The sequence below is a fragment of the Clostridium sp. HBUAS56017 genome (assembly GCF_007115085.1).
Lineage (GTDB): Bacteria > Bacillota > Clostridia > Clostridiales > Clostridiaceae > Clostridium > Clostridium cibarium.
Genome location: NZ_SULK01000020.1, coordinates 53019 through 75176 on the forward strand (window position 1 = coordinate 53019; position 22158 = coordinate 75176).

Here is a 22158-nt window from a genome sequence, read left to right on the forward strand (position 1 = left end):
AAATAAATTTTTCAAAAAAACTTTGTTAAAATGTTGACAAATAATTCTGGAGTTGCTATTATAATAGTAGAGAGAATTATCAGAATATTTAGAAATGTTTAGGGGTGAAGTTTAATGGAAATTAAGGTTAAAGAATATCTTGGAGAAAGTTTTAGCATAGAAGATGCAATATTGTTAAGAGAAACGATTATGAAAAATGAAGGGAAGAATATCACTTTAGACTTTGCAGGAATAAATTCAGTTCCTTCTACTTTTTTTAATTGCTTATTTGGAGAGCTTCTTTACAAAAGGCAAAGGAGAGAAATTTTTGACAGAATTGATGTTAAAAATTTATCAAATCCTAGCGATTATTCTAGAGTTGTTTTAGGAACTGCATTTGTAAGTTAAGATATAAATTGAGGATAGTTAGGTTGAAAAATTTAATAAAAATATAAAAATCACTATTTAGCAGGGTTAAATAGTGATTTTTTAATCTATAGAAATTAATGTGTAAAAGGTTTTAAATTATAAAATTAGATATGATTGAGCTAACAGTTATAGATCCTAAAATGGCTAGTAGCAATATAATTAATATTTCTTTATTGCTAATTGTTTTCTTAAAATTAAGTGTTTTTTCTAGGTTTATTTTTATTATGATAGTTGATATTAAGAATAAACTAATTGATATAATGTAACTTGGCAATATTATTTTAATTGGAATTAAGATAATTAAAGGCAACAGTACGATTAAAAATATAATAAGTGATATACATATTGTATTTTTTATTTTTTCAATTCTAAACTTTTTAAAATCTTTAGGTCCATAAAAAAATATAACTTTTGATTCATCATTTTTTAATAAGTTCATATAAATCATTATAAATGAGCAAGTAAAAGATAATATGCAACTTAATAGTAAATCACTACTAGAGTTAAATGTATTTTTTACTGATACATTAGTTAATAAAATGACTAATATAGGGTCTAATAAAAGGTTTTTTCTTATTATAAATAACAAATCTTTATCATTAAATAAGAACAACATTTTTTTTGATAGTCCCATGAAATAGACAGAGTTTCCCTTAATATCATTTGGGTTTATATGTTTGAAATTTTTAAAAGTTAAATATATTGAGATAACTATAAAAATAATTATACTATACTGGTTCAAAATTTTTTCAAATGGTATTGTAATAAAGTTTTTCATATATAGGATTGTAAAGATAAGGCAACCTATATTCATACAGTTTACTAATGATAAATATTTGTTTTTATTTAATTTATTTTTAAATAAAATTATTATAAATATCAATATATTCATAACAGCTAAATAGAATGTAAATATTCCTAAATCTTGTATGGATGTAGGAAAGATAACATATGTAACAGCAACATAAAAAGTTATTAAGTTTTTATACATATAGTAATTTTCTATATCTTTAACATTTAGCAAGGTAAAATATGTTCTATGTCTTTGAACATTTCTATCAAAATTAGATGGAATTACATGTTTTCCGCAAGCGACATATATGAAGTTTATTAAAAACAAAGTAATTTCTTTATAGTATCCAAATTTATGTTCAAGAAATTTTATTCCAAATAGTAATCCTAAGAGTACAAAGCACAAACTAATAATGTTAAAAAGGCCATATATAGAAAATCTTTTCCTTATTAGTTCTATATTTAATTTAAATACTTCTATCAAATATTTCACGCTCCATACTTGCAATATTTCTATCATTTACAATAGATTTTTTTATACTTCCTTTTTCAATTAATATAAATTTGTCGCAGATATCTACTAAGGTATCTAAAATGTGTGAAGAGATTAAAATAGTTGTTGATGATTTAATTAAACATAAATATTTTTTTAGTTTATAAATATAATTCATATCTATGCTATTAAATGGTTCATCCAATATTACAAAATCATATTTTTTTATAAACATAGGGACAAGTGTAAGTTTCTTTCTCATTCCTTGTGATAATTCTTCAATTAATGTATCTTTTTTATCTGTTAAGTCTAATTGTTCTAATATATCATTTATAGAGGTGTCGGTTTTGGAGTATTTATGTACAAAAAAAATAAATTCTTCTACAGTAAGATACTCATATATATCAATTTCCGATGGAATAAATAATATGTCCTTGGATTGCCAGTCATCTATTTGAAATGCTTCATTAGCTTTCATATAGCCAGAAAATAAGTTCATTAATGTACTCTTGCCAGCACCATTTTCTCCTACGAGGCCAATTATTGTATTTTCCTTGATTTCGATGTTTTCAATGCTTAAATGAAAATTTTCATAGTTGTGCTCTATTTTATTGATTACCATATATATACCTCCTGAATATTAGAATACCTATATTTTGTGGAGAGTTACCACAAATGGTTTAATTTTGAATTTATAGTTATATTATATAAAAAAATAAAACTATAAGTATATACCTATAATTTTATTTTTTTATATAATGATTAAATCACAATAATTCTTAATAAATTAATATATGAAATTTTTGTGATTTAATCAATATTTAATATGTTTTGAACTAATTGTTACCTAATGCTTGTTGAATTATTTGGTAAGCAGCAGCACCAGCAGAAATTAATTCTCCTTTATGCTTCCAAGCCCATTTTATTCCTCTAATACCCCATTTTCCAGCGAATTTAAGAATACTTGCCCACATAATAGCACCTCCTATTAAATATAAATAATAAAATTTGTTAACGCGTTTACAAGAGTAAGTATAATTCAATAATTGTAAAAAATATAATTATTTTCATAATATTTTTTATAATTAAAATATTTAATTATTTGTTCGTTAAAACTTAATAATGTATATAAATGAAAGGAGAAAATAGAGAATACACCTCTTTGAATTAGTTATTATTTTAAATGAACATATTTTAAAGATAAGTATTAAATAGTGAAAGTAAAAACAGGTCTATTTTACCATAGACCTGTTTAATAAAAGTAAAAAATATTATTATAATAATATTTGCCATAGTATATTTTGATTTGACTGTACAATGAACATACACATTTCGTCTTATATTCTATGATTGTTACAATAATTAACAAAAAAGTAATGACATAAATTTGTCTTTTTGTTATTATATTGCTATAAAGGGGGCGGCATAATGGATAGTGTTGGGGGCAAGATAAGAAAAGTACGAAAAGTCAGAGGGTATAGCCAACAAAGTTTATCAGATGGAATTTGTTCACAAAGTGAGTTAAGTAAAATTGAAAATAATCAATTACTACCAAGCGCTGATTTATGCTACAAAATAGCAAATAAGTTGGATATAAATATAAGCGAATTATTAGATGATAATTTACAGGGAATAGAGATATATAAATTTAAAAATTTAACGGAATTATATTATATGAGAAAATTTGAAGAATGTTTAAATATTATAGAAACATTGGATAAAGAAAGTCTTTTAAAATACGAGCAACTGGTGAGTTATTTAAAAGGGGGATGTTACTATCATCTTAAGAAAGATTTAAAAGAAGCAACAAAATTACTAGAAAATGGGTTATTTATGACTTACACGGAATTTAAGCTAAATCCAATGCCAATAGAAATACATTTTATAAATTTGCTTGGTGTTCTATATGCGGAGAATAATAATAACATGGCAGATACTTATTTAAGCAAATGTCTAATATTAATACAAAAAAATTTGTATCAAGATATCCATTATATCAATTTTTCTAAGTGTTATTATAACATCGCAAAATATCATCTAATAAAAAAAAGATTAATAGAGGCAGAGAATGCAGCATCTAAAGGAATTGAATGGTGCTTAAAAAATCAAACACTATATAATTTGTTAGATTTATATAATTTGTTTATTGAAATATATAATAAAAGTGACAAACAGAAGTTATCTAGTAAAATGCAAAGATTAGCTAGAGCTTTAACGTCAATATATAAAATATACAAAATATAATTATACTAGTCTTTAGAATTAAATTATCTTCAATTTTATGTAATCACTAGAAAATCAAATTAGCTTAGCAAAAAATCTTCCTTATTGTGCATTGAAAATAAGCAGTTATATATATATAATAAGTATAATGAATTTATAAGGATAAATATGATAATACTAGTTATTATCAGAATTGAAGGGAGAAAAGTATTATGAAAAACCCAATAGTTACTATAAGTATGGAGAATGGTGGAATTGTTAAAGCAGAGCTTTATCCAGAAATAGCTCCAAATACAGTAAATAATTTTATAGATTTAATTAAAAGAGGATTTTATGATGGGGTAATATTCCACAGGGTGATTCCAGGTTTTATGATTCAAGGGGGTTGTCCAGAAGGAACAGGAATGGGAGGCCCTGGATATAGTATAAAAGGGGAATTTTCACGTAATGGGTTCAAAAATGAATTAAAGCATTCAAGAGGTGTTTTATCAATGGCTAGAACAATGGATCCAAATTCAGCAGGAAGTCAATTTTTTATTATGGTTAAAGATGCTCCACATTTAGATGATCAATATGCTTCATTTGGTAAAGTGATTGAGGGTATGGAAGTAGCAGATGAAATAGTAAATACAAAAAGAGATTATAATGATAAGCCATATGAAGATCAAGTTATAAAATCTATGACAGTTGAGACTTTTGGAGAAGAATATAAAGAACCAGAAATAATTGAATAGTTGAGGTGAAAGGTGTGCTAGAAAATAGTAAGTGTATTTTAGTTTATGGACTTAGTAATGAAGAACTAGAAAAACTTAAGATGGCAAACCTGAAATTTATTAATGTAACACCAGATATGGCAGATATGAAGGTTAAGGATATAATTAGTGGGATTAAGATAATAAATTATAATGAAAGTATATCTAAAGAAAGATTAATTTTATTTAATAATTGTGAATCAAAGGAATTATCCGTATTAATACCATATGCCAGGAAGATTGTTGTTGGAGTTATATTAGCTGTAGTAACACCATTAACAGAGAATTGGACATTTAAATATCTCTTAGAACATTTAATAGGAGAAAGAGAATGGATTGAAAGTAGGCAGGAAGGAAGATAGAACTATGAGTAGAGTTGGGGAGAAAATAAAGGACGCAAGATTAAAATCTGGACTTACACAAAAGGCATTAGCTAAGAAATTAGGAGTATCTGATAAATATATAAATGAAGTTGAAATTGGTAGAAAAGTGGTACCGGAAAGTTTTATTGATAAAGCAGCAAAAGTACTTAATGCTAATTTAAACGATATAAATATGGTAGTCACTGATGATGCACTAATGGAAGAAAGAAAGCAGGAAGTGGTAAAAGCTAAAGTAAGTAAAGTTTCTTCAAGAACTTTAGGAGAGACTTCAGAAGTTTGGACAGATGCTTTTTCATCAGTTTTAAAGAGAGTAAATATTTATGACTATAGTTTAAATGATATATTAGGAGGCAAAGAGTTACCTAATTACTCTAATAAGGTTGAAGGATATGTTGCTGATAAAGTTCTATACTTAAAGATAGAAGATAATGATATGTCTGGATTTAGAATTATGAAAGATGATATAGCATTTTCTCATTTAGTCAAGGAAGTAAGTAATGGGATATTCCTAATTGAGCATAAGGGTAAAAGAATTATTAGACAAATTAAACTAATAGGTAATGCGAGAGCTCTTCTTATTAGTAATGGTGGGTCTGTAATTACTGAGACAATTGAATTAAATAATATTAAAGTTATAGCGAAATTAGAAAGATTAGAGATATCTTTATAAATGCGTAAAAGAGTTGTTTAGAATAAAATTCTAAACAACTTTTTTTCTTAGTAATTAATTTAGATTTCTATAATAATTTATGGATTATAGTGAAACATATACTTGGCTTTTTTCATATATTGATATTATTAATTTATTGGAGGCCTATGTGGAAAACTCAAGTAATACAACAAATTTGATAAAAAATGTTCCTGAAAGTATATTAAGTAAATTGAACTTTATGTCAAAGGTAAGTAAGAATGCAAGTGAAGTTATAGAAGTAATTGTACTATATGGAGAAAATTTTGAAAGAGTAAATGAATATGTAAATAGCATTGGAGCCAAGTTACAAGATTTAGGATATGGGTATGGGATAGTAACAATAAAGGCTACAGATGTTGATAAGTTAGCTCAGAATCCGGATCTTCAATATATTGAGCTACCTGCTAGTCTTTATTTCTCAGATGCAGCTAGCAATAGAGCTTCTTGCATTGATAGATCACGTAGTACTTATGATGTATCTGGAAGAGGAATTATAATAGGCTTTGTTGATTCAGGAATAGATTATACTCATCCTGCATTCAGAAATGAAGATGGAACTACTAGAATTGAATATATCTATGACTTAAGTTTAGAGGGAGCTATTTACGATAAAAATCAAATAAACCAGGCTTTAAAAAATCAAGATCCTTTTTCAATTGTTCCATCTTATGATGTTATTGAACATGGTACTCATGTAGCTGGAATAGCTTGTGCTGGAGGAAAAATAGATGCTAAATATTATGGAGTAGCACCCAATTCATCTATTATTATGGTGAAAAGTGCAAGAGGAAATTTCACATTAAGTACTCAAGTAATGAGAGGATTAAAGTTCTTAGTTGATAAAGCTAATGAGTTAAAGATGCCACTTGTAGTTAATTTAAGTCTAAGTACAAATGATGGTGCACATAAGGGAACTAGCCTTTTAGAACAATATATAAATACAGTATCAACTTTAGAAAGAATAACCATAGTAGTTGCTGCAGGAAATGAAGGAAGTGCAGCTCACCATGTAGGAGGGGTTATAGAAGAAGAAAATATAATAAAGTTTAATGTAGCAGAAGATGAAACAGCAGTAGTTATAAATTTATATAAATCTATACTTTCTAAAATAAGTATAGAATTAATCACACCAGTAGGAGGGACAACAGGAGCAGTTATAGTTGAGGAAGGTTATAAAGAAGGCGTAATATCAAGAAATAGATATCAAATTTATAATACCGGGCCAAGGCCCTTTGATATTAATGGAGAAATAGGTATATCTTTAATTAGTGGAGGCAACTTTATATTGTCTGGAGAATGGACGATTATAATTAGACTGATAGATAAGTACAAGGGTATTTATCAGATGTGGTTACCTATAGCAGAAGGACTTAATGAAAAAACTAAGTTTTTAAGTCCTACAATTACAAATACATTAGGTATTCCTGCAACTGTAAATTCAGTTATTTCTGTAGGGAGTTACAACTATGTTACAAGGATGATATCACCATTTAGTGGGAGAGGAGTTCCTACAATTTATGGAGAAGTAAAGCCGGATGTGGTAGCTCCAGGGGAAGGGATAACATCTGCAATTCCTAATGAATCTTTTGATACAAAAACAGGGACATCAATGGCGGCACCGCATGTAGCAGGCATTTGTGGATTGATGATGGAATGGGGAATAATTAAGGAAAATGATCCATTCTTATATGGAAATCGTCTTAAGTATTATTTAATTATGGGAGCGAGAAGAGATCGAGCAGATGTTGTTTATCCAGATATTAGTTGGGGATATGGTGAGGTGTGTGCAAGTAATAGTTTCGAGGAAGTAATAGATGCTTTAAACATAATAAGTACAGCTGGCCCGCAATTTAGAGAAGAAAAAGTATTAACCCAGTATAATGAGTATAACATAGGTAAATTATTTATTCGGAGGCCACATATGTGACATTCACAAATAGAGTGGTTATTGCATAAAATGTATATGAAGTAATATACTAGGAGAAACAAATGGCAGAAGGTCAATTAAAGGTTCAGTGTTATAAAGGTCAAAGTTATGTACCTGTAGATGGTAGTAAAGTAACAATAAATCCTTCAAACAGTAATGCGAGAATGGACTATTTAAGGGTTGATTTAACTACAGATGCTACTGGGCAGACAGCGCCAATAAGCTTAAGCGCACCACCAATAGAGTATTCAAATGAACCAACAGATAATGCTCCATATAGTTTGTATGATATAAGGGTTGAGAGAGATGGGTTTCAAGACGCTATTATAAGAGAAGTGCAAGTGTTCCCTGAACAGACAGCATTGCAGAGAATAAATTTAATAGAAAGGGCTAATAAGCCTAGTACCGTTGAGGAGATAGTTGTGTTACCTAACACTTTGTTTGGAGATTATCCAGAGAAGATTCCAGAAGATCCAGAAAAACCTCTTCCGCCTCCATCTAGTGGAGTGGTTTTACCAAATCCAGTAGTACCAGAATTTATTACAGTACATCAAGGTGGTCCTAATGAGGCAGGACCCAATTTTAGGGTTCCTTATAAGGAATATGTTAAAAATGTTGCATCTAGTGAAATATACTCAACTTGGTCATCAAATACTATAAGAGCTAATGTATTTTGTATAATATCTTTTACTTTAAATAGAATATATACAGAGTGGTATAGAGGAAAAGGAAAGAATTTTGATATAACTAATTCAACTGCATATGATCATGCTTTTAATTATGGAAGAAATATTTATGATAACATAAGTGTTATAGTAGATGAGTTATTTGCAACTTACGTAAGAAGATTTGGAAGAAAACAACCTTTGTTAACTCAATATTGTGATGGAAAGAATGTTCAGTGTCCACAGTGGTTGAGTCAATGGGGTAGTAAAACATTAGGGGATCAAGGAAGGCCACCGTATGAAATTTTAACCAATTATTATGGAAGTGACCTTGAATTAAAAACTGCAGAACAGGTCAAAGGTAGCCCAAGTTCTTATCCAGGATATGATTTAAGAGTAGGGTCAAGGGGGGAACCGGTAAGAGTAATACAAGGACAACTAAACAGGATATCTGAGAATTACCCACTTATACCAAAGCTTGCAGTAGATGGAGTGTTTGGTAGAAAAACTGAGGAATCTGTAAAGGTATTTCAAAGTGTATTCAACTTACCACAAACAGGAATAGTAGATTATAAAACATGGTATAAAATTTCAGATGTTTATGTGGGAGTAACGAGGATAGCAGAACTTAGAGGAGAGAATAATATATTTTATCCAGTAAATGATATAGGATATAGAAGTGAGGAAGAACCTCATTTTAAATATCCAAAGTAAAACTAAATTTAAATGCATAATGTATCAAAATTTATAGAAGTTTATTTTGAGTACATTATGCATTGTTTATACTCCTTCAAAGTTAAATGTAGGAATGTAATTTTTATTATTTGTTCCATTCTCCTGAATAAAGCCATTACTAACCCCTATAGATGCCGCATAATCTATTAAGGAATTGTAGTGATTGGGATTTAATGGCTTGTTTATTTCTGGATAACTTGATGCAGTATGCATAGGTGTATATTGATTCATTATGCTTATATAAACCTTGTTACCAAAGGTGTTGTATATTCCATCTATAATTTTCTTTGAGTCAAACAATAGCCCTGGTAGCATGAGATGCCTTATCATAACACCCTTGAGTATTTTGCCGTCTGAATCAAATAATGGTTCCCCTACTTGATTAAGCATTTCCTTTAGAATAGGAATGATATTATCTACATAATGTGTAATTTTCGAATATTTAAGTGCATATTTATCATTAAAATATTTAAAGTCAGGAAGATAAACATCAATATATCCATCTAGAGATTTAATAGTTTCTAAAGAGTCATATCCATTAGTGTTATAAAGGATGGGTAATGTTAAGCCATCTCTTTTAGCTATTTCAATAGCTTCTTTTATTAGTGGAACATAGTGTGTTGGGGTTACTAAGTTTATATTGCTAGCTCCTTTATCTTGAAGTTCTAAAAATATCTCACTTAATCTTTCCACTGTTATATATTTTCCTTTAAATTCTTGACTTATATCATGGTTTTGGCAAAATACACATTTTAAATTGCAATGTGAAAAGAATACTGTTCCTGAACCTTTTCCCAAAGATATAGGAGGCTCTTCCCAAAGATGAAGATAAGCTTTAGCTATCTTTATCCTACTATCGGCAGCACAAGCACCTAATTCGCCTTTAATTCTGTTTACATTACAGTTTCGTCTGCATAAGTTGCAGTTTATGAGTTCTTTAGAATATTTCAAAAGAGCACCTCCTGTTTAAGTATTCAATAAATTATAAGTCTAATAGGAGGCGATTACAAGAAGTTAATTTGACATTTTATCTTTATGCTTATAGTAGAAAATTAAGCACTGAATTATAAATATTAAGCTTAGAACACCAAATAAAGGATACAGAGTAGATATTAAGTTAGTAAAACCGATTTGAGATATAGGCAAAGCTATGACTAATACTAAAAAAATACCTCTTTCAAATTTTATATTAAAGGTTTGTTCAAGAGTTTTACTTATTGAATATACATCTGAAACTTCTGTTGAGAACATTTCTAACCAAATGATTATTAAAAGTAAAGCTTGTATAACTGGACCAAATCTTTGAGCAACGAACAATAGTGGTATTTCGTATTCGTAAATATAAGGTTGATTAATCATAAGCATAAGATTAATCATACAGCAAAGTAGAGTGAGACCTATAGCGCCAAAGAAAATACCTATAATCATTGTTTTTGATTTTTTCATTTGCGTACTTAAAGGAACTAGTACACCAGAGGAGCAGAGAATATTATATCCAGCATATAGAATAGTTGAGAGCAAAATCCCTTCTCTTTTAGGCTTAAAACTGGCTATATTGTCGATAGTGACCATTTCTCTGCAAAATAAAAAGTATAGGATGGTAATTATAGTTATGGTAGTTATTAAGGCTGGGACAATAAAAGAATTTACTTCAATTAAGCCATCTGTTCCTCTAATTAAAAAAAATGAAGCTAAAGCAATCATAATTAATGAACCGGCAATTTTAGGTATACCAAAAAATTGATTAATTAAAGCACCACTTCCAGCTATTATTATTGATGCACTTGATATTAAATAAAGTGTGGTTATAACTCCGGTAAGTTTACCTAAAAGGTTAGGACTTATTATTTTCATTACATCACTATAAGAGTTAAGATTATAGTTAACACTTATTTTTGAAATAATAGATCCCATTATTATGTAGAATGTACCACATAAAATTATCCCTAAGAAACTCTTTACACTAAATGAGGTGAAGAATTGGGTTATTTCCTTGCCAGAGGCTAGTCCAGCACCAACGATAGTGCCAATAAAAACTACAGCTATCTGAAATATTTTAGTAATCTCTTTATTCACAATATATTTCCTTTCTAAGTTGTTTCTAATAACAAATATATTAATGATGTATATGTATTTATTCTAATTCAATGGTATAAGGAGAATTTTCTAAGGAAAACTAAACTTATTAGTATCTAGTAATAAGAAAGAGGAGTTTTTTATGAAAAAATTTATAGTGTTTGTTTTAATATTAGTTTTACCAATTAACATTATTGGTTGTGAAAGGTCAGCGAAAGAAGTGTCATTGTACTTATTTAATATTAATGAAGCAATAGAGTCAGGGAACAATTTTATGAGGGGTTTGGCGAATGATGATATTAATGAAGCTAATAAGTATTGTAGAAATGAGACTATAGATGAAAATGAAATTAATAAAATAAGAGAAAATAAAATAGATTCATATAAAATTGATTTAGTATCAGAAGGATCAAATTATGCATATATAAGATATCTATTAATAAGGGGAAGTAAGAATGTTGTAAGGGCTGATCTTGAAAGTCTAGATTTAAAAGTAGTTAAAGTAGATGATAAGTATTTAATAGATGACGTAAATATTAAGAGCTTGAAACAAGTATATAAAGATGGAACTTCTTTAAGATTGATAGATGAAGAAACTGGGAAGAGTCAATTGCTTTTAAGAAGAAGAGATTTACCTAAGCAAGTATTCCCTAAAGATGGGAAGGTAGTGATAACCAAAGAAGATGTACCAGAAAGTGAAATTTCTTTTATCAACATAGGTTTTCAGGGAGAATCTATAGCTATGACTGCGACACGTGGGAATAATGCAATAATAGCTTTAGCTTTGGTGAATAAAACTAAAAAGGCATATGGAGAAGCAAAAGGAGAAGGAAAAGGAGGACAACAGGATGTAAATGTTGATGAAAATATAGAGAAGTTTTTAGAAAAACCGATAGCAGAAGATATAATGGGGTATGATGTACTAAAGAATGTAGATGTCCAAAAGCTATTGTTCTCTGATAGTGATGGAGAATTAATTGTACAGTTTATAGAGGAAGGAAAGGGATCAACTATCAGGATATATAAAAATCCAACAGGAGAATTATTGCCATTAAAGTTTGATGTAGTCTTTCCAAGTGATAAATATTCTCTAGATATTCTTAGAGTTACAGATAGAGGAGTGTTTGTGAAATCTACAGGAATGAAGGGAGATAAAGATTCTGAAGGAACTTATTTAGTGGATTTGAAGGATATGAGAATAATAAAGAAAGAAATGGAGAAATAGTGTTTTAGCATTTTTAATTTTAATCTGTTATTATAAGTATGATATTTTTATTTGGAGGAGGATGACTATGGGGAAAGAATGGAATGGGAAAAGATATCATAGCTTAAATCACTTTTTAAGAGAAAAGTTTGGAGAAAAAGTTTTTAAAATATCTTTAGATGGAGGTTTTTCTTGCCCTAATAGAGATGGAACTATAAGTAGTGGTGGATGTTTATTTTGCAGTGAAAGAGGATCAGGAGATTTTGCTGGGGATAGAGATTTTTCTATTGGGATGCAATTTGATCATGTAAAGAAGATGATGTTAAAGAAGTGGAATGGTAGCAAATATATTGCTTATTTCCAGGCTTACACTAATACTTATGCATCTATAGAAGTTTTAAGAGAAAAATATGAAGAAGCACTTAAACAGGAAGGCGTGGTGGCTTTAGCTATAGCTACAAGACCTGATTGTTTAGGTGAAGATGTATTAGATTTGTTAGAAGAAATAAATAAAAAATTTTATGTTTGGATAGAGCTTGGGTTACAAACTTGTAATGATGAATCAGCTAAAAAAATAAATAGAGGATATAAGTTAGAAGTTTTTGAAAAAGCTATAGAGGAGTTAAAAATAAGAAATATAGATTTTGTTGTTCATAGCATTTTTGGATTACCAGGTGAAACTAAAGATGATATGCTTAAAACAGTGAAATATATTGCTCATTCAGGAGCAAAAGGAGTAAAGTTTCATTTACTTCATTTAATGAAAAATACTCCTTTGGTTAAGTTATATGAAAGAGGGGAATTAGAATTTTTATCTCAGGAAGAGTATATAGATTTATTGTGTAAGTCAGTTGAAATGATACCGGAAGATATGGTTGTACATAGGTTAACCGGTGATGCTCCAAGGGATTTGTTAATTGGACCTATGTGGAGTCTAAAGAAATGGGAAGTTTTAAATGCTATAGATAAAGCTATGGAAGATAATGATATATATCAAGGGGAAAAATTTAAGGAAGGTATGAATTTATGAAGATTGATGTTATTATTTCAGCAGACTACATAAGAGAAGATATAATTAAGGATAATATTGTTGTGGTAATAGATATGCTTAGAGCAACTTCAGTCATTACAACAGCTTTAATGAATGGTTGCAAAGAAGTAATACCCTTATTAACTGTAGAAGAAGCATTTGAGATGAGAAAAAGGTTAGGAAAAGAAAATTGTATTTTAGGAGGAGAGAGAAGGGCTGTTAGAATCGATGGATTTGATTTATCCAATTCTCCTTTAGAGTACACAAAGGAACAAGTTTTTGGTAAGACGATAATAATTACAACAACTAATGGAACAAGAACTTTAACTAATTGTACAGCTGCAGATAAAATATTTGTTGGATGTATGCTTAATGCAAGAGCTCTAGCTAATAGGTTGATGGAGGTTAACAAGGATTTAGTTATAGTTAATGCTGGAACGAATGGCCAATTTTCTATGGATGATTATATATGTACAGGCCTTATTATTAACGAAATTAAAAAAATTAATAATAATGTGGAGCTAACAGATATAGCATTTACAGCAGAGAAGTTATATGAAGAATCTACTAATGTATTAGAATATATAAGTAATGCAAGGCATTATAATGTTATGATTAATTTAGGGTTAGAAAAAGATATCAATTATTGTGTTCAGAAAAACATAACTAATATAGTACCCGAATACAGTGAAGGACATATTATAGGAATAAGTTAAAACATTATTAAATATTAATTAGTAATCTGGTATAAAAGGGGAATGACTATGTGTAGATGCAAGTATCCTAAATCTGTTATTAAAAAGGGTATTAATGTTACTGAGGATGAAAGAGGAGAAAGGTGTTATAAAGTTTCATTTAACCTTGGTAAAAAAGGAAGTCACGTTCTAGTTATATCTAGAGCTCCTAAGGGAGTAGAGGAAGATAGTTGCAATAGCCTATATAAGAGAATAGTTAAGTTTATGGAAGAAAACAAGGATGAGTTTAAAGGAATACAAAAACTAACGATAGTAAATCTTTTTACAGTATATGAATATTCAAGAGAGGATTTATATGAGGAGTGTATTTTAAGAGGTAGAGAATATATAGAAGGAAACGAGGATATTCTTTATAATGATGAAGTAATAGCTGAAGAAATACATGATGCTGATTATATAATTGCTGCTTGGGGAGAACCTTTAGAGGGTTTAGATGAAATATATATAAGCAGAGTGGAATTAATATTAAAGTCTTTAAGGTATGAAATGATGAATAATTCTCAGAAAAAGCATATCTTGAGAGTTGGGGAAGTAAGTAAGAAAGGGTATCCTAAGCATTGTTTGGCTTGGTCATATAAAGATAAACTTGAAAATTTATTTGAATGAAAAAGATTTATAGTAAGCAGTATTTTATGTTTTTATGCATAAAATACTGCTTTAAATATTTAAAGCGGTATAAAGGAAAAGGGTAAATATTGCGTTTTCATGGAGTGTGATAATTGAATATATTCTATTTGTGGGTCATTAAAGGACAAGTATCTCATTTTGTTTATTAATATCTTTTGTGGAAAAAATTTCTCTCAAGGTTTACAATGAGAACATATGTTTGGTTATTGTATATGTAGTTCTTATTTAGGGGGGATTTTATGAGGTTAATAGAATTACTAATAAACTCTGATAAAAACTTTGATGCAATCTATTCAAGGTTTAATAAGAAAATTGAGTTTTTAACCATGAGTTTTCAACTTGAGTTGTATAAAAATGACATTGTATTATTTCTTTGGCAACTTACTAAGAAAATAAATATTTCTAATTTTAAATCAGAAGAGGAGTTATACAAGTATATATCTGTTTCATTAAAAAATTATTGTATAAACATTTATTATAAACAAGCTAAAAATAAGAATGTTACATATAATTCAATGCTTACAAATATAGAAATTGATAAAAAGTATTCTTGTAATCCTATGGATAATTCGTCTTTAGCTTTTGATGAATTGATTTCAAGTTTATCAGATAAACAGAAAAAAGTTATAACTATGAGATATAAATACTGTTTATCAGATTGTGAAATTGCTAATTTTTTAAGTATATCAAGACAAGCTGTATATAAAAGCAGAAAATCTGCGTTAAGCATTTTAGAAAAGACTTATAGAAATGCCCTAAGTTAAATAATATAGCTAAAAATCGGGGGTAAGTTTATAAATATGATTGTTTTTTATTGAAATAAGAGGGAGATGTTAATGATGGTAGATGAAGCGGTAAAAATAACTCAACGATGGCTAAATAGAACGTATAGTGGAAAGAAGGGATATATTGTAATAGATGAAGATGGGATAACCGGAGGAAATACAATAAAGGCACTTACAATAGCTTTACAAATAGAGCTTGGAATAACTGAGCCTAATGGTAATTTTGGACCGGCAACTACTAGTGCGTTTAAGGATATAGCAATTTGGTCCGATAAAGCAAATCAAGTTTACATTTTGCAAGGTGCGTTATTTTGCAAAGGGTACAATCCAACAGGATTTACTGGGACGTTTGGGGAAAATACAAAAAATGCAGTAATAGAGTTTCAATCAGATGCAGGATTAACGAATTTAACAGGAGTTGTAGATTCACTTTTAATGAAAGCATTGCTAAATATGGATTCTTTTAAGCTTTTAGGAGATTCTAAGATTCGTAAAGTTCAACAAAACTTAAATAGGGATTATTCTTCTAATGGGTATTTTAGAGCTAGCATAGGGTTGGTTCCATGTGATGGAATTTATGAAAGAATAACTAATAAGGCGTTAATTTATGCTTTGCAGATCGAAGAAGGAATAGTTGAGCCTAATGGCAATTTTGGACCAGCAACAAAAGCAAGGTGTCCTAGATTAAGATTAGGTAGCAGACAAAGTAAACTTATATATTTGTTACAATATGCTTTGTATGTGAACGGTTTTGATTCAAGTGGATTTGATGGATTGTATGGAGAGAATACAAAGAAAGCAGTAACGGATTTTCAGAGGTTCTCTAGCTTGGATGAAACTGGAGTAGCTGGTATGCAAACGTGGGCATCACTGCTAGTAAGTAAAGGAGATGAAAGCAGAAAAGGAACAATTTGTGATTGTTCAACAACAATTACCCCTGCAATAGCTAAAGCATTAAGGAGTAATGGATATATATCAGTAGGGAGATACCTTACTGGTAATTATAAAATCACACCTAGTGAATTGAATATTATCTTTGAGGAGGGATTGAACTTTGTTCCCATATTTGAAACCTTTGGAAACAAAGGTGATTATTTTAGCACATTCCAAGGAAGTAATGATGCAAAGGATGCAATTGAGGCAGTAAATAATCTTAGGTTAAAGCAAGGAATTATATATTTTGCAGTAGATTTTGATGCTCTAGATAAGTATATAAAGGGAGTTTTAGAGTATTTTGCTGAAATTTATAAGGTGTTTAATGATATTGGAACAAGTTTTAAAGTAGGAATATATGCTCCAAGAAAAATTAGCAGTATAGTTAGCAAGGCTGGTTATACTTGTAGTAGTTTTGTCTGTGATATGTCAACAGAATTTAGCGGGAATATTGGATACCCATTACCTAAAGATTGGGCTATAGATCAGATATCAACGATCTCGATAGAAATTATAGATGGAAATATAAAAATAGATAATAGTATTAGCTCAGGGAGAGATATAGGAATATCAAGATAAATTAATTAGAACCCATCATTTTGATGAGTTCTAAATTTATATAAGGTTACATGCCTAACATTTCTAAATCTTCATATGATAATTCATTACTTATTGAGTCTAGACGGCTATGGTATTTTTGGGTTAAGTGTTCAACACTACTAGATAAATTGATCTTTTTGTAAGATTTATTATGAATTTTCTTATAAATAATATTAGTATGATCCAATAAGTATACAATATGATCAAAGGTTTTTTCTGAAAATCTTAATTTATATAATATAAAATTGTCATTTGATGAATCTACTATATCTTTATTATCAATATATATATTATCATTTATCTTATGGTTGGTTTGGAAAAAAATATCTCCACATAAAACAACTCCAGATTCTTCATAGAATATTGTAATTAGGATACCATCTCTAATAAATAATGCTCTAGTAATATTAGAGATACCAGTATTAGTCTTTTCTATAATTATTATCTTAAATTTTTCATGAGTTAACTTATTGTAAAGTGATGTAATTTGGTTGTTTTCATTGGATGGACCAAGTAACATATCGAAAAGTTCTTTATCAAAATTCATAATTCTATCAATTTTAATGGAACTTACATTATCATTTGTTTTACATAATGATAAGTCTTTCATGGATAGGAAAATTAACTTATCTAAATGTATTAATTCATACAATGTTAAGTTCCACTTTAGAAGCATACTATTAGTTGAAATAATATTTAGTACATGTTCCAACAAATCATCAAAGGAACTTTCATTATCTAAGTTATATGTATAAGAAACAAACTCATGATTTATGTCAAAATACATCATAGTAGCATTTATTATATCTGTAGATAGGTCAATTGTTAAGACTAGACCACTCTTATAAAAAATATGATATTCATCTTTTTCGTATGATGCTGCAGATAATTCAAAATGCTCTTCTTTTAATACAGAATAAATTAAATTCATTTTTTGTGTTACCATATCAATCCCCCCATTTCGCAAGTGGTTATTTTTTTATTATATTATATCACATAAAAGGAAAAAAATGAAAAAAGAGTAGGTTAGTGAATAGGTAAAGAGTATTATTTTTATCATTAATACAGAGAATAAAAAAAGTAACCTTATAACAAGGTTACTTTTTTAATTTCAAAGAATTAAGACTTATTTTTAATAACTTTTCTTTAGGCTTCTTACCAGCAGAACCTAACTTAACATTTAATAGATCTAAAATAAACATGAGAAGAGGTATGCCAAGAAGCAGTCCCCAGACTCCCATGAAGTGTTCAGATATTAATAGAGTGATAAAAACGATAAAAACAGGAAGTTCGGTTTTATCAGCCATAAATCTAGGATTCAATACATAACTTTCTAGAGCGTGTAAAACAGCTATCAGAATAAGAATATAAAAAACTGTTTTAAATCCGCCTATAGTATAAGCTATTATACAAAGAGGAATTAATGAAGCGATAGTACCGGCAACTGGAACCAAGCTGAATATAAAAATCATAACTCCGAGCCCCAAAACTTGAGGAAAGTGAAACAAGAATAGTGCTATTGTAGATAAAATACTATTTACAAAAGCGATAATTAATTGAGCTTGCACTACTTTACCAAATGAGTTTAAAAAATTAGTTCCAAAGTCTAATGTGTATTTATAGACCATAGAAATTTTACTATCTTCAAATTTAAAAAAGAATTCTTTAATTTTATCTTTTTCAAGTAAAAAGAATAAACTTAATATTGAAGCTATAAAAACATTGAATCCCCAAGCTCCTAGGTTTGAGGCATATCTTAAAATCTGATCTAATCCAGCCCCTTTTATGATTGATATAAAGTCAATTTCATGAATATATTTTCTTACATAAGGAGAGAGAAATCCAATATTAATTGAATCAAAGTTAAAGTTAGTTATTTCTGAAATTATCTCACCTAGCTGTTTGATAATTATTGGAATATATGTAGACACAAAAAATACGATTGCAGTTGATAAGATTAAATACAAGAATAATGTTATTATTGTTGGATTTATTTTAATATACTTATCTAATTTGTCGGTAATCCCTTTTTGAAAACTATATGTTATGTAGGTGAATATAAATGTTAGTAAGAACAGATTAAGCATTGATTTTAGTATGAAGAAGAAAAAGATAATTATAAATAAGACAATAAGTCTTTTGGTTATATCTTTTTTTAGTAAGTCTTTCAAAAAATTCATCCTGAAGTCACCTCTTTAGAAATATTTTTAGAAAAAGTAGTAACGGTAGACTTTTTGTATGTCACTACTTTTTAAATTTAAATTTACACAACTTGAAATACAAAGAATTTCAAGTAATAACTTTCATCTGAATTCCATAGTATTGGATGATCTGCAGATTGGGTTCTAAATTCAACTTGCCTTAATATTCTGTGAGCATCATGTGCAGCTTCATTTATTGTGGACTTTAGTAAATCTTCGCTCATGTAGTGTGAGCATGAGCAAGTTACAAAGTATCCTCCAGGCTTAACCATTTTCAGCCCTCTAAGATTAATTTCTTTATATCCTCTTTTAGCTCCATTAATAGTGTTTCTAGATTTAGTGAAAGCTGGAGGATCTAAAATAACTACATCAAACTTTCTTCCTTCCTTTGACCATGTAGATAATACATCAAAGGCATTATGACATTCGAATTTAACAGTATCCTGTAAGCTATTAAGTTCAGCGTTTTTTGTCGCACATTCAATGGCATGTTCTGATACGTCTATACCAAGTACTGATTTTGCGCCTGCAATGCCAGCATTTAATGCAAAGGAGCCGGTATGTGTAAAACAATCTAAAACTTCCCTGTTTTTACATATCCTATGAATAGCAGCTCGGTTTTCTTTTTGATCTAAGAAAAATCCTGTCTTTTGACCATTTTCAATATCAACTATGTACTTAACTCCGTTTTCAATAATTTGAATATTGGTATCAAATTCATCAGTTAAAAAGCCTTTTCTTTGCTCAAGTCCTTCAATCTCACGAGTAGCTATATCACTTCTTTCATATACTCCTTTAGCATTGAAATCATTAACAAGAAGATGAACTATAATATCTCTATATTTATCCATTCCCAAAGTTGAAATTTGTATAACATAGTAATCTTCAAACTTGTCAATAGTTAATCCAGGAAGTAAATCAGCTTCACCAAAAACCAATCTACAAGAAGATGTGTCTATAACAGTTTTTCTATATTCAAAAGCAGCTTTTAATCTGTTTTTAAAGAATTCTTTATCTATTTCTTCATCCTTATCTCTAGTCATGATTCTAATAGTTATTTTACTTCTATCATTAATATAGCCTTTTCCTATAAAATATCCTTTGTGATTATATACTTCGACTATATCACCATTTTCATAATCACCATCATATTCATTTATTTCATCTATATATATCCATGGACGTCCGCCTTCAGCTCTTTTATTTTTTCCTTTATGTAAATAAAATTTGCTAGTCATAATTATCTCCTTTCAAAAAGACTCTTCTAAGATTATAACAGTATTTATAGGGAAAATGGTATCTTTATTTAACATAATTAAGAATAATTAAGAATACTTAATATTAATTAAAGAATATAGAAATGTAATTTTAAAAAAAGACGAAAATTTATGTAAAAACTATTGAAAAAAATTCGAAAGTTGATAGAATAGGCATTAGAAAATTAAATATATTGGGGGCAAAAAAATGAATTCTGTAGTAGTTACAAAATTTGGAGGAAGTTCACTTGCAGATGCATCACAGTTCAGCAAAGTTAAAGAAATAGTATTTGCAGATAGCAATAGGCGATATGTGGTTCCATCGGCACCAGGAAAAAGAAATGCAAAAGATACAAAGATAACAGATTTATTATATCTTTGTCATGCACATGTTATGACTGGAATTTCATTAGATGATGTTTTTAAGCATGTTTATGAAAGGTATACTGGAATTGTCAATGACTTGGGATTAGATTTTGATATCCAAAAACACTTAGGTATCGTAAAGAAAGATCTTGAAGCTGGTGCTTCGAAAGAATATGCAGCTAGTAGAGGAGAGTACCTAAATGGGTTGATATTAGCTAAGTATTTAGGATATGAATTTGTTGATGCAAAAAATGTTATTGTGTTTAATAATGATGGAACTTTAAATTCAAAAGAAACAGATGAATTATTAAGAAATACTTTAAGAAATGTTGAAAAGGCTGTTATTCCTGGATTTTATGGGGCAGATAAAGAAGGGAATATAATTACATTTTCAAGAGGTGGATCAGACGTAACTGGTGCATTAATAGCAGCTAGTATAGAAGCTGATTTATATGAAAATTGGACTGATGTTTCAGGATTTTTAATGGCAGATCCAAGGATAGTAGAAAATCCTAAGGCTATAAGCCGTATTACGTATAAAGAATTAAGGGAATTATCATATATGGGAGCATCTGTACTTCATGAGGAAGCAATATTCCCAGTGAGAAGAATGGGTATTCCAATAAATATTAAAAATACTAATAGACCTGAAGATGAAGGTACATATATAGTACAAGATACAGATGAAAAGGAGTGTAAGACAATAACAGGAATAGCAGGTAAAAAAGATTTTACTGTTATATCTATTGAGAAAGCTATGATGAATTCAGAACTTGGATTCTGTAGGAAGGTACTTTCAGTGTTAGAAATGAATAACGTATCATTTGAAAATATGCCTTCTGGAATTGATACAGTATGTGTTGTTATTTCAGATAGTGAGCTTAAGAATAAGACTGACAAGATAGTTGAGGAAATTCGCAGAGCATGTGACCCAGATTCCGTAGTGGTACATCCTAATATGGCGTTAATAGCTACAGTAGGAAAAGGAATGGCAAAAAGAAAGGGTGTCGCAACTAGAATTTTTAGCGCATTAACAAATGCAAATGTAAATATAAGAATGATAGATCAAGGTTCATCGGAAATGAATATATTAGTAGGTATTGAAAATGATGATTTTGAAAGAACTATAAGAGCTATTTATGGAGCTTTCAATTAGATAGTTAAAGGGAGGCGAGAATGTAGATAGATTTGTGTAAAACAAATCTACTACATTCTTTTTTTGTATTGTTTGATGGTAGATTTGGAATAATATACTT

The 22158-nt window shown here is 29.0% G+C and carries 22 protein-coding genes; 14 read left to right on the forward strand and 8 right to left on the reverse strand.

From position 1 onward, the window contains the following. Positions 1-114 precede the first annotated feature (114 nt). Entirely contained in the window at positions 115-387 is a 273-nt protein-coding gene (locus FAY47_RS15560) for an STAS-like domain-containing protein (protein ID WP_143317820.1), read from the forward strand. A 112-nt stretch (positions 388-499) separates the two neighbouring features. Here FAY47_RS15560 and FAY47_RS20370 read toward each other — a convergent pair whose 3' ends face one another. The 3 genes from FAY47_RS20370 to FAY47_RS20375 all read right to left on the reverse strand — a co-directional run bounded on the left by FAY47_RS20370 (position 500) and on the right by FAY47_RS20375 (position 2667). After that, the gene (locus FAY47_RS20370; RefSeq protein WP_207706253.1) at positions 500-1720 is read right to left on the reverse strand and encodes a hypothetical protein; all 1221 of its coding nucleotides are present in this window, start codon (positions 1718-1720) and stop codon (positions 500-502) included. Continuing rightward, complete coding sequence (locus tag FAY47_RS15565; protein WP_143317821.1) at positions 1668-2315, reverse strand: ATP-binding cassette domain-containing protein; 648 nt, start codon at positions 2313-2315, stop codon at positions 1668-1670. The genes FAY47_RS20370 and FAY47_RS15565 overlap by 53 nt, the downstream gene beginning before the upstream one ends. A gap of 214 nt (positions 2316-2529) precedes the next feature. Next, the gene (locus FAY47_RS20375) at positions 2530-2667 is read right to left on the reverse strand and encodes a hypothetical protein (protein ID WP_185966856.1); all 138 of its coding nucleotides are present in this window, start codon (positions 2665-2667) and stop codon (positions 2530-2532) included. Positions 2668-3121: 454 nt separating this feature from the next. Between FAY47_RS20375 and FAY47_RS15570 the strand changes: the two genes are divergently transcribed. The 6 genes from FAY47_RS15570 (at position 3122) to FAY47_RS15595 (ending at position 9048) form a co-directional block, all read left to right on the forward strand. Further along, positions 3122-3937 (forward strand): helix-turn-helix transcriptional regulator, encoded by an 816-nt coding sequence (locus FAY47_RS15570; protein WP_143317822.1) that lies wholly within the window; start codon positions 3122-3124, stop codon positions 3935-3937. 191 nt (positions 3938-4128) lie between these two features. Then, positions 4129-4650 carry a peptidylprolyl isomerase gene (locus FAY47_RS15575; protein WP_143317823.1) on the forward strand — a complete coding sequence of 174 codons (522 nt, stop codon included), beginning with the start codon at positions 4129-4131 and terminating at the stop codon, positions 4648-4650. 14 nt (positions 4651-4664) lie between these two features. Further along, positions 4665-5030 (forward strand): DUF3783 domain-containing protein, encoded by a 366-nt coding sequence (locus FAY47_RS15580; protein ID WP_143317824.1) that lies wholly within the window; start codon positions 4665-4667, stop codon positions 5028-5030. Between the two features lie 4 nt (positions 5031-5034). Further along, positions 5035-5721, forward strand: a complete 687-nt coding sequence (locus FAY47_RS15585; protein WP_143317840.1) for a helix-turn-helix transcriptional regulator — start codon at positions 5035-5037, stop codon at positions 5719-5721. A gap of 148 nt (positions 5722-5869) precedes the next feature. Beyond that, the gene (locus FAY47_RS15590; RefSeq protein ID WP_243129635.1) at positions 5870-7669 is read left to right on the forward strand and encodes a S8 family peptidase; all 1800 of its coding nucleotides are present in this window, start codon (positions 5870-5872) and stop codon (positions 7667-7669) included. A 62-nt stretch (positions 7670-7731) separates the two neighbouring features. Beyond that, positions 7732-9048, forward strand: a complete 1317-nt coding sequence (locus FAY47_RS15595; protein ID WP_143317826.1) for a peptidoglycan-binding domain-containing protein — start codon at positions 7732-7734, stop codon at positions 9046-9048. 66 nt (positions 9049-9114) lie between these two features. On the opposite strand, the gene FAY47_RS15600 is transcribed toward FAY47_RS15595, so the two are convergent. Both FAY47_RS15600 and FAY47_RS15605 read right to left on the reverse strand, forming a co-directional pair. Then, on the reverse strand, positions 9115-10020 hold the full coding sequence (locus FAY47_RS15600) for a radical SAM protein (protein ID WP_143317827.1): 906 nt from the start codon (positions 10018-10020) through the stop codon (positions 9115-9117). Between the two features lie 63 nt (positions 10021-10083). After that, on the reverse strand, positions 10084-11145 hold the full coding sequence (locus tag FAY47_RS15605) for a transporter (protein WP_143317828.1): 1062 nt from the start codon (positions 11143-11145) through the stop codon (positions 10084-10086). 142 nt (positions 11146-11287) lie between these two features. Between FAY47_RS15605 and FAY47_RS15610 the strand changes: the two genes are divergently transcribed. The 6 genes from FAY47_RS15610 to FAY47_RS15635 all read left to right on the forward strand — a co-directional run bounded on the left by FAY47_RS15610 (position 11288) and on the right by FAY47_RS15635 (position 17058). Further along, complete coding sequence (locus FAY47_RS15610) at positions 11288-12370, forward strand: hypothetical protein (protein WP_143317829.1); 1083 nt, start codon at positions 11288-11290, stop codon at positions 12368-12370. Between the two features lie 67 nt (positions 12371-12437). After that, the gene (locus FAY47_RS15615) at positions 12438-13379 is read left to right on the forward strand and encodes a TIGR01212 family radical SAM protein (protein ID WP_143317830.1); all 942 of its coding nucleotides are present in this window, start codon (positions 12438-12440) and stop codon (positions 13377-13379) included. Next, positions 13376-14095, forward strand: coding sequence for a 2-phosphosulfolactate phosphatase family protein (locus FAY47_RS15620; RefSeq protein ID WP_143317831.1), 720 nt, complete (start codon positions 13376-13378; stop codon positions 14093-14095). Before FAY47_RS15615 ends, FAY47_RS15620 begins: the two co-directional genes overlap by 4 nt. Positions 14096-14143: 48 nt before the next feature. Continuing rightward, positions 14144-14740 carry a DUF1643 domain-containing protein gene (locus tag FAY47_RS15625; RefSeq protein ID WP_185966857.1) on the forward strand — a complete coding sequence of 199 codons (597 nt, stop codon included), beginning with the start codon at positions 14144-14146 and terminating at the stop codon, positions 14738-14740. Positions 14741-15000: 260 nt separating this feature from the next. Continuing rightward, complete coding sequence (locus FAY47_RS15630) at positions 15001-15525, forward strand: sigma factor-like helix-turn-helix DNA-binding protein (RefSeq protein WP_143317833.1); 525 nt, start codon at positions 15001-15003, stop codon at positions 15523-15525. Positions 15526-15597: 72 nt separating this feature from the next. Next, complete coding sequence (locus FAY47_RS15635; RefSeq protein WP_243129636.1) at positions 15598-17058, forward strand: glycoside hydrolase domain-containing protein; 1461 nt, start codon at positions 15598-15600, stop codon at positions 17056-17058. A 46-nt stretch (positions 17059-17104) separates the two neighbouring features. Here the strand turns inward: FAY47_RS15635 and FAY47_RS15640 are convergent, their stop codons facing one another. From FAY47_RS15640 to FAY47_RS15650, 3 genes are all read right to left on the reverse strand, one after another. Further along, on the reverse strand, positions 17105-18025 hold the full coding sequence (locus tag FAY47_RS15640) for a hypothetical protein (RefSeq protein ID WP_143317834.1): 921 nt from the start codon (positions 18023-18025) through the stop codon (positions 17105-17107). Positions 18026-18176: 151 nt separating this feature from the next. After that, positions 18177-19259 (reverse strand): AI-2E family transporter, encoded by a 1083-nt coding sequence (locus FAY47_RS15645; protein WP_143317835.1) that lies wholly within the window; start codon positions 19257-19259, stop codon positions 18177-18179. 83 nt (positions 19260-19342) lie between these two features. Then, positions 19343-20518 (reverse strand): class I SAM-dependent rRNA methyltransferase, encoded by a 1176-nt coding sequence (locus FAY47_RS15650; protein WP_143317836.1) that lies wholly within the window; start codon positions 20516-20518, stop codon positions 19343-19345. 226 nt (positions 20519-20744) lie between these two features. On the opposite strand from FAY47_RS15650, the gene FAY47_RS15655 reads away from it, so the two are divergent. Beyond that, entirely contained in the window at positions 20745-22058 is a 1314-nt protein-coding gene (locus tag FAY47_RS15655; protein ID WP_143317837.1) for an aspartate kinase, read from the forward strand. Positions 22059-22158: the final 100 nt, after the last annotated feature.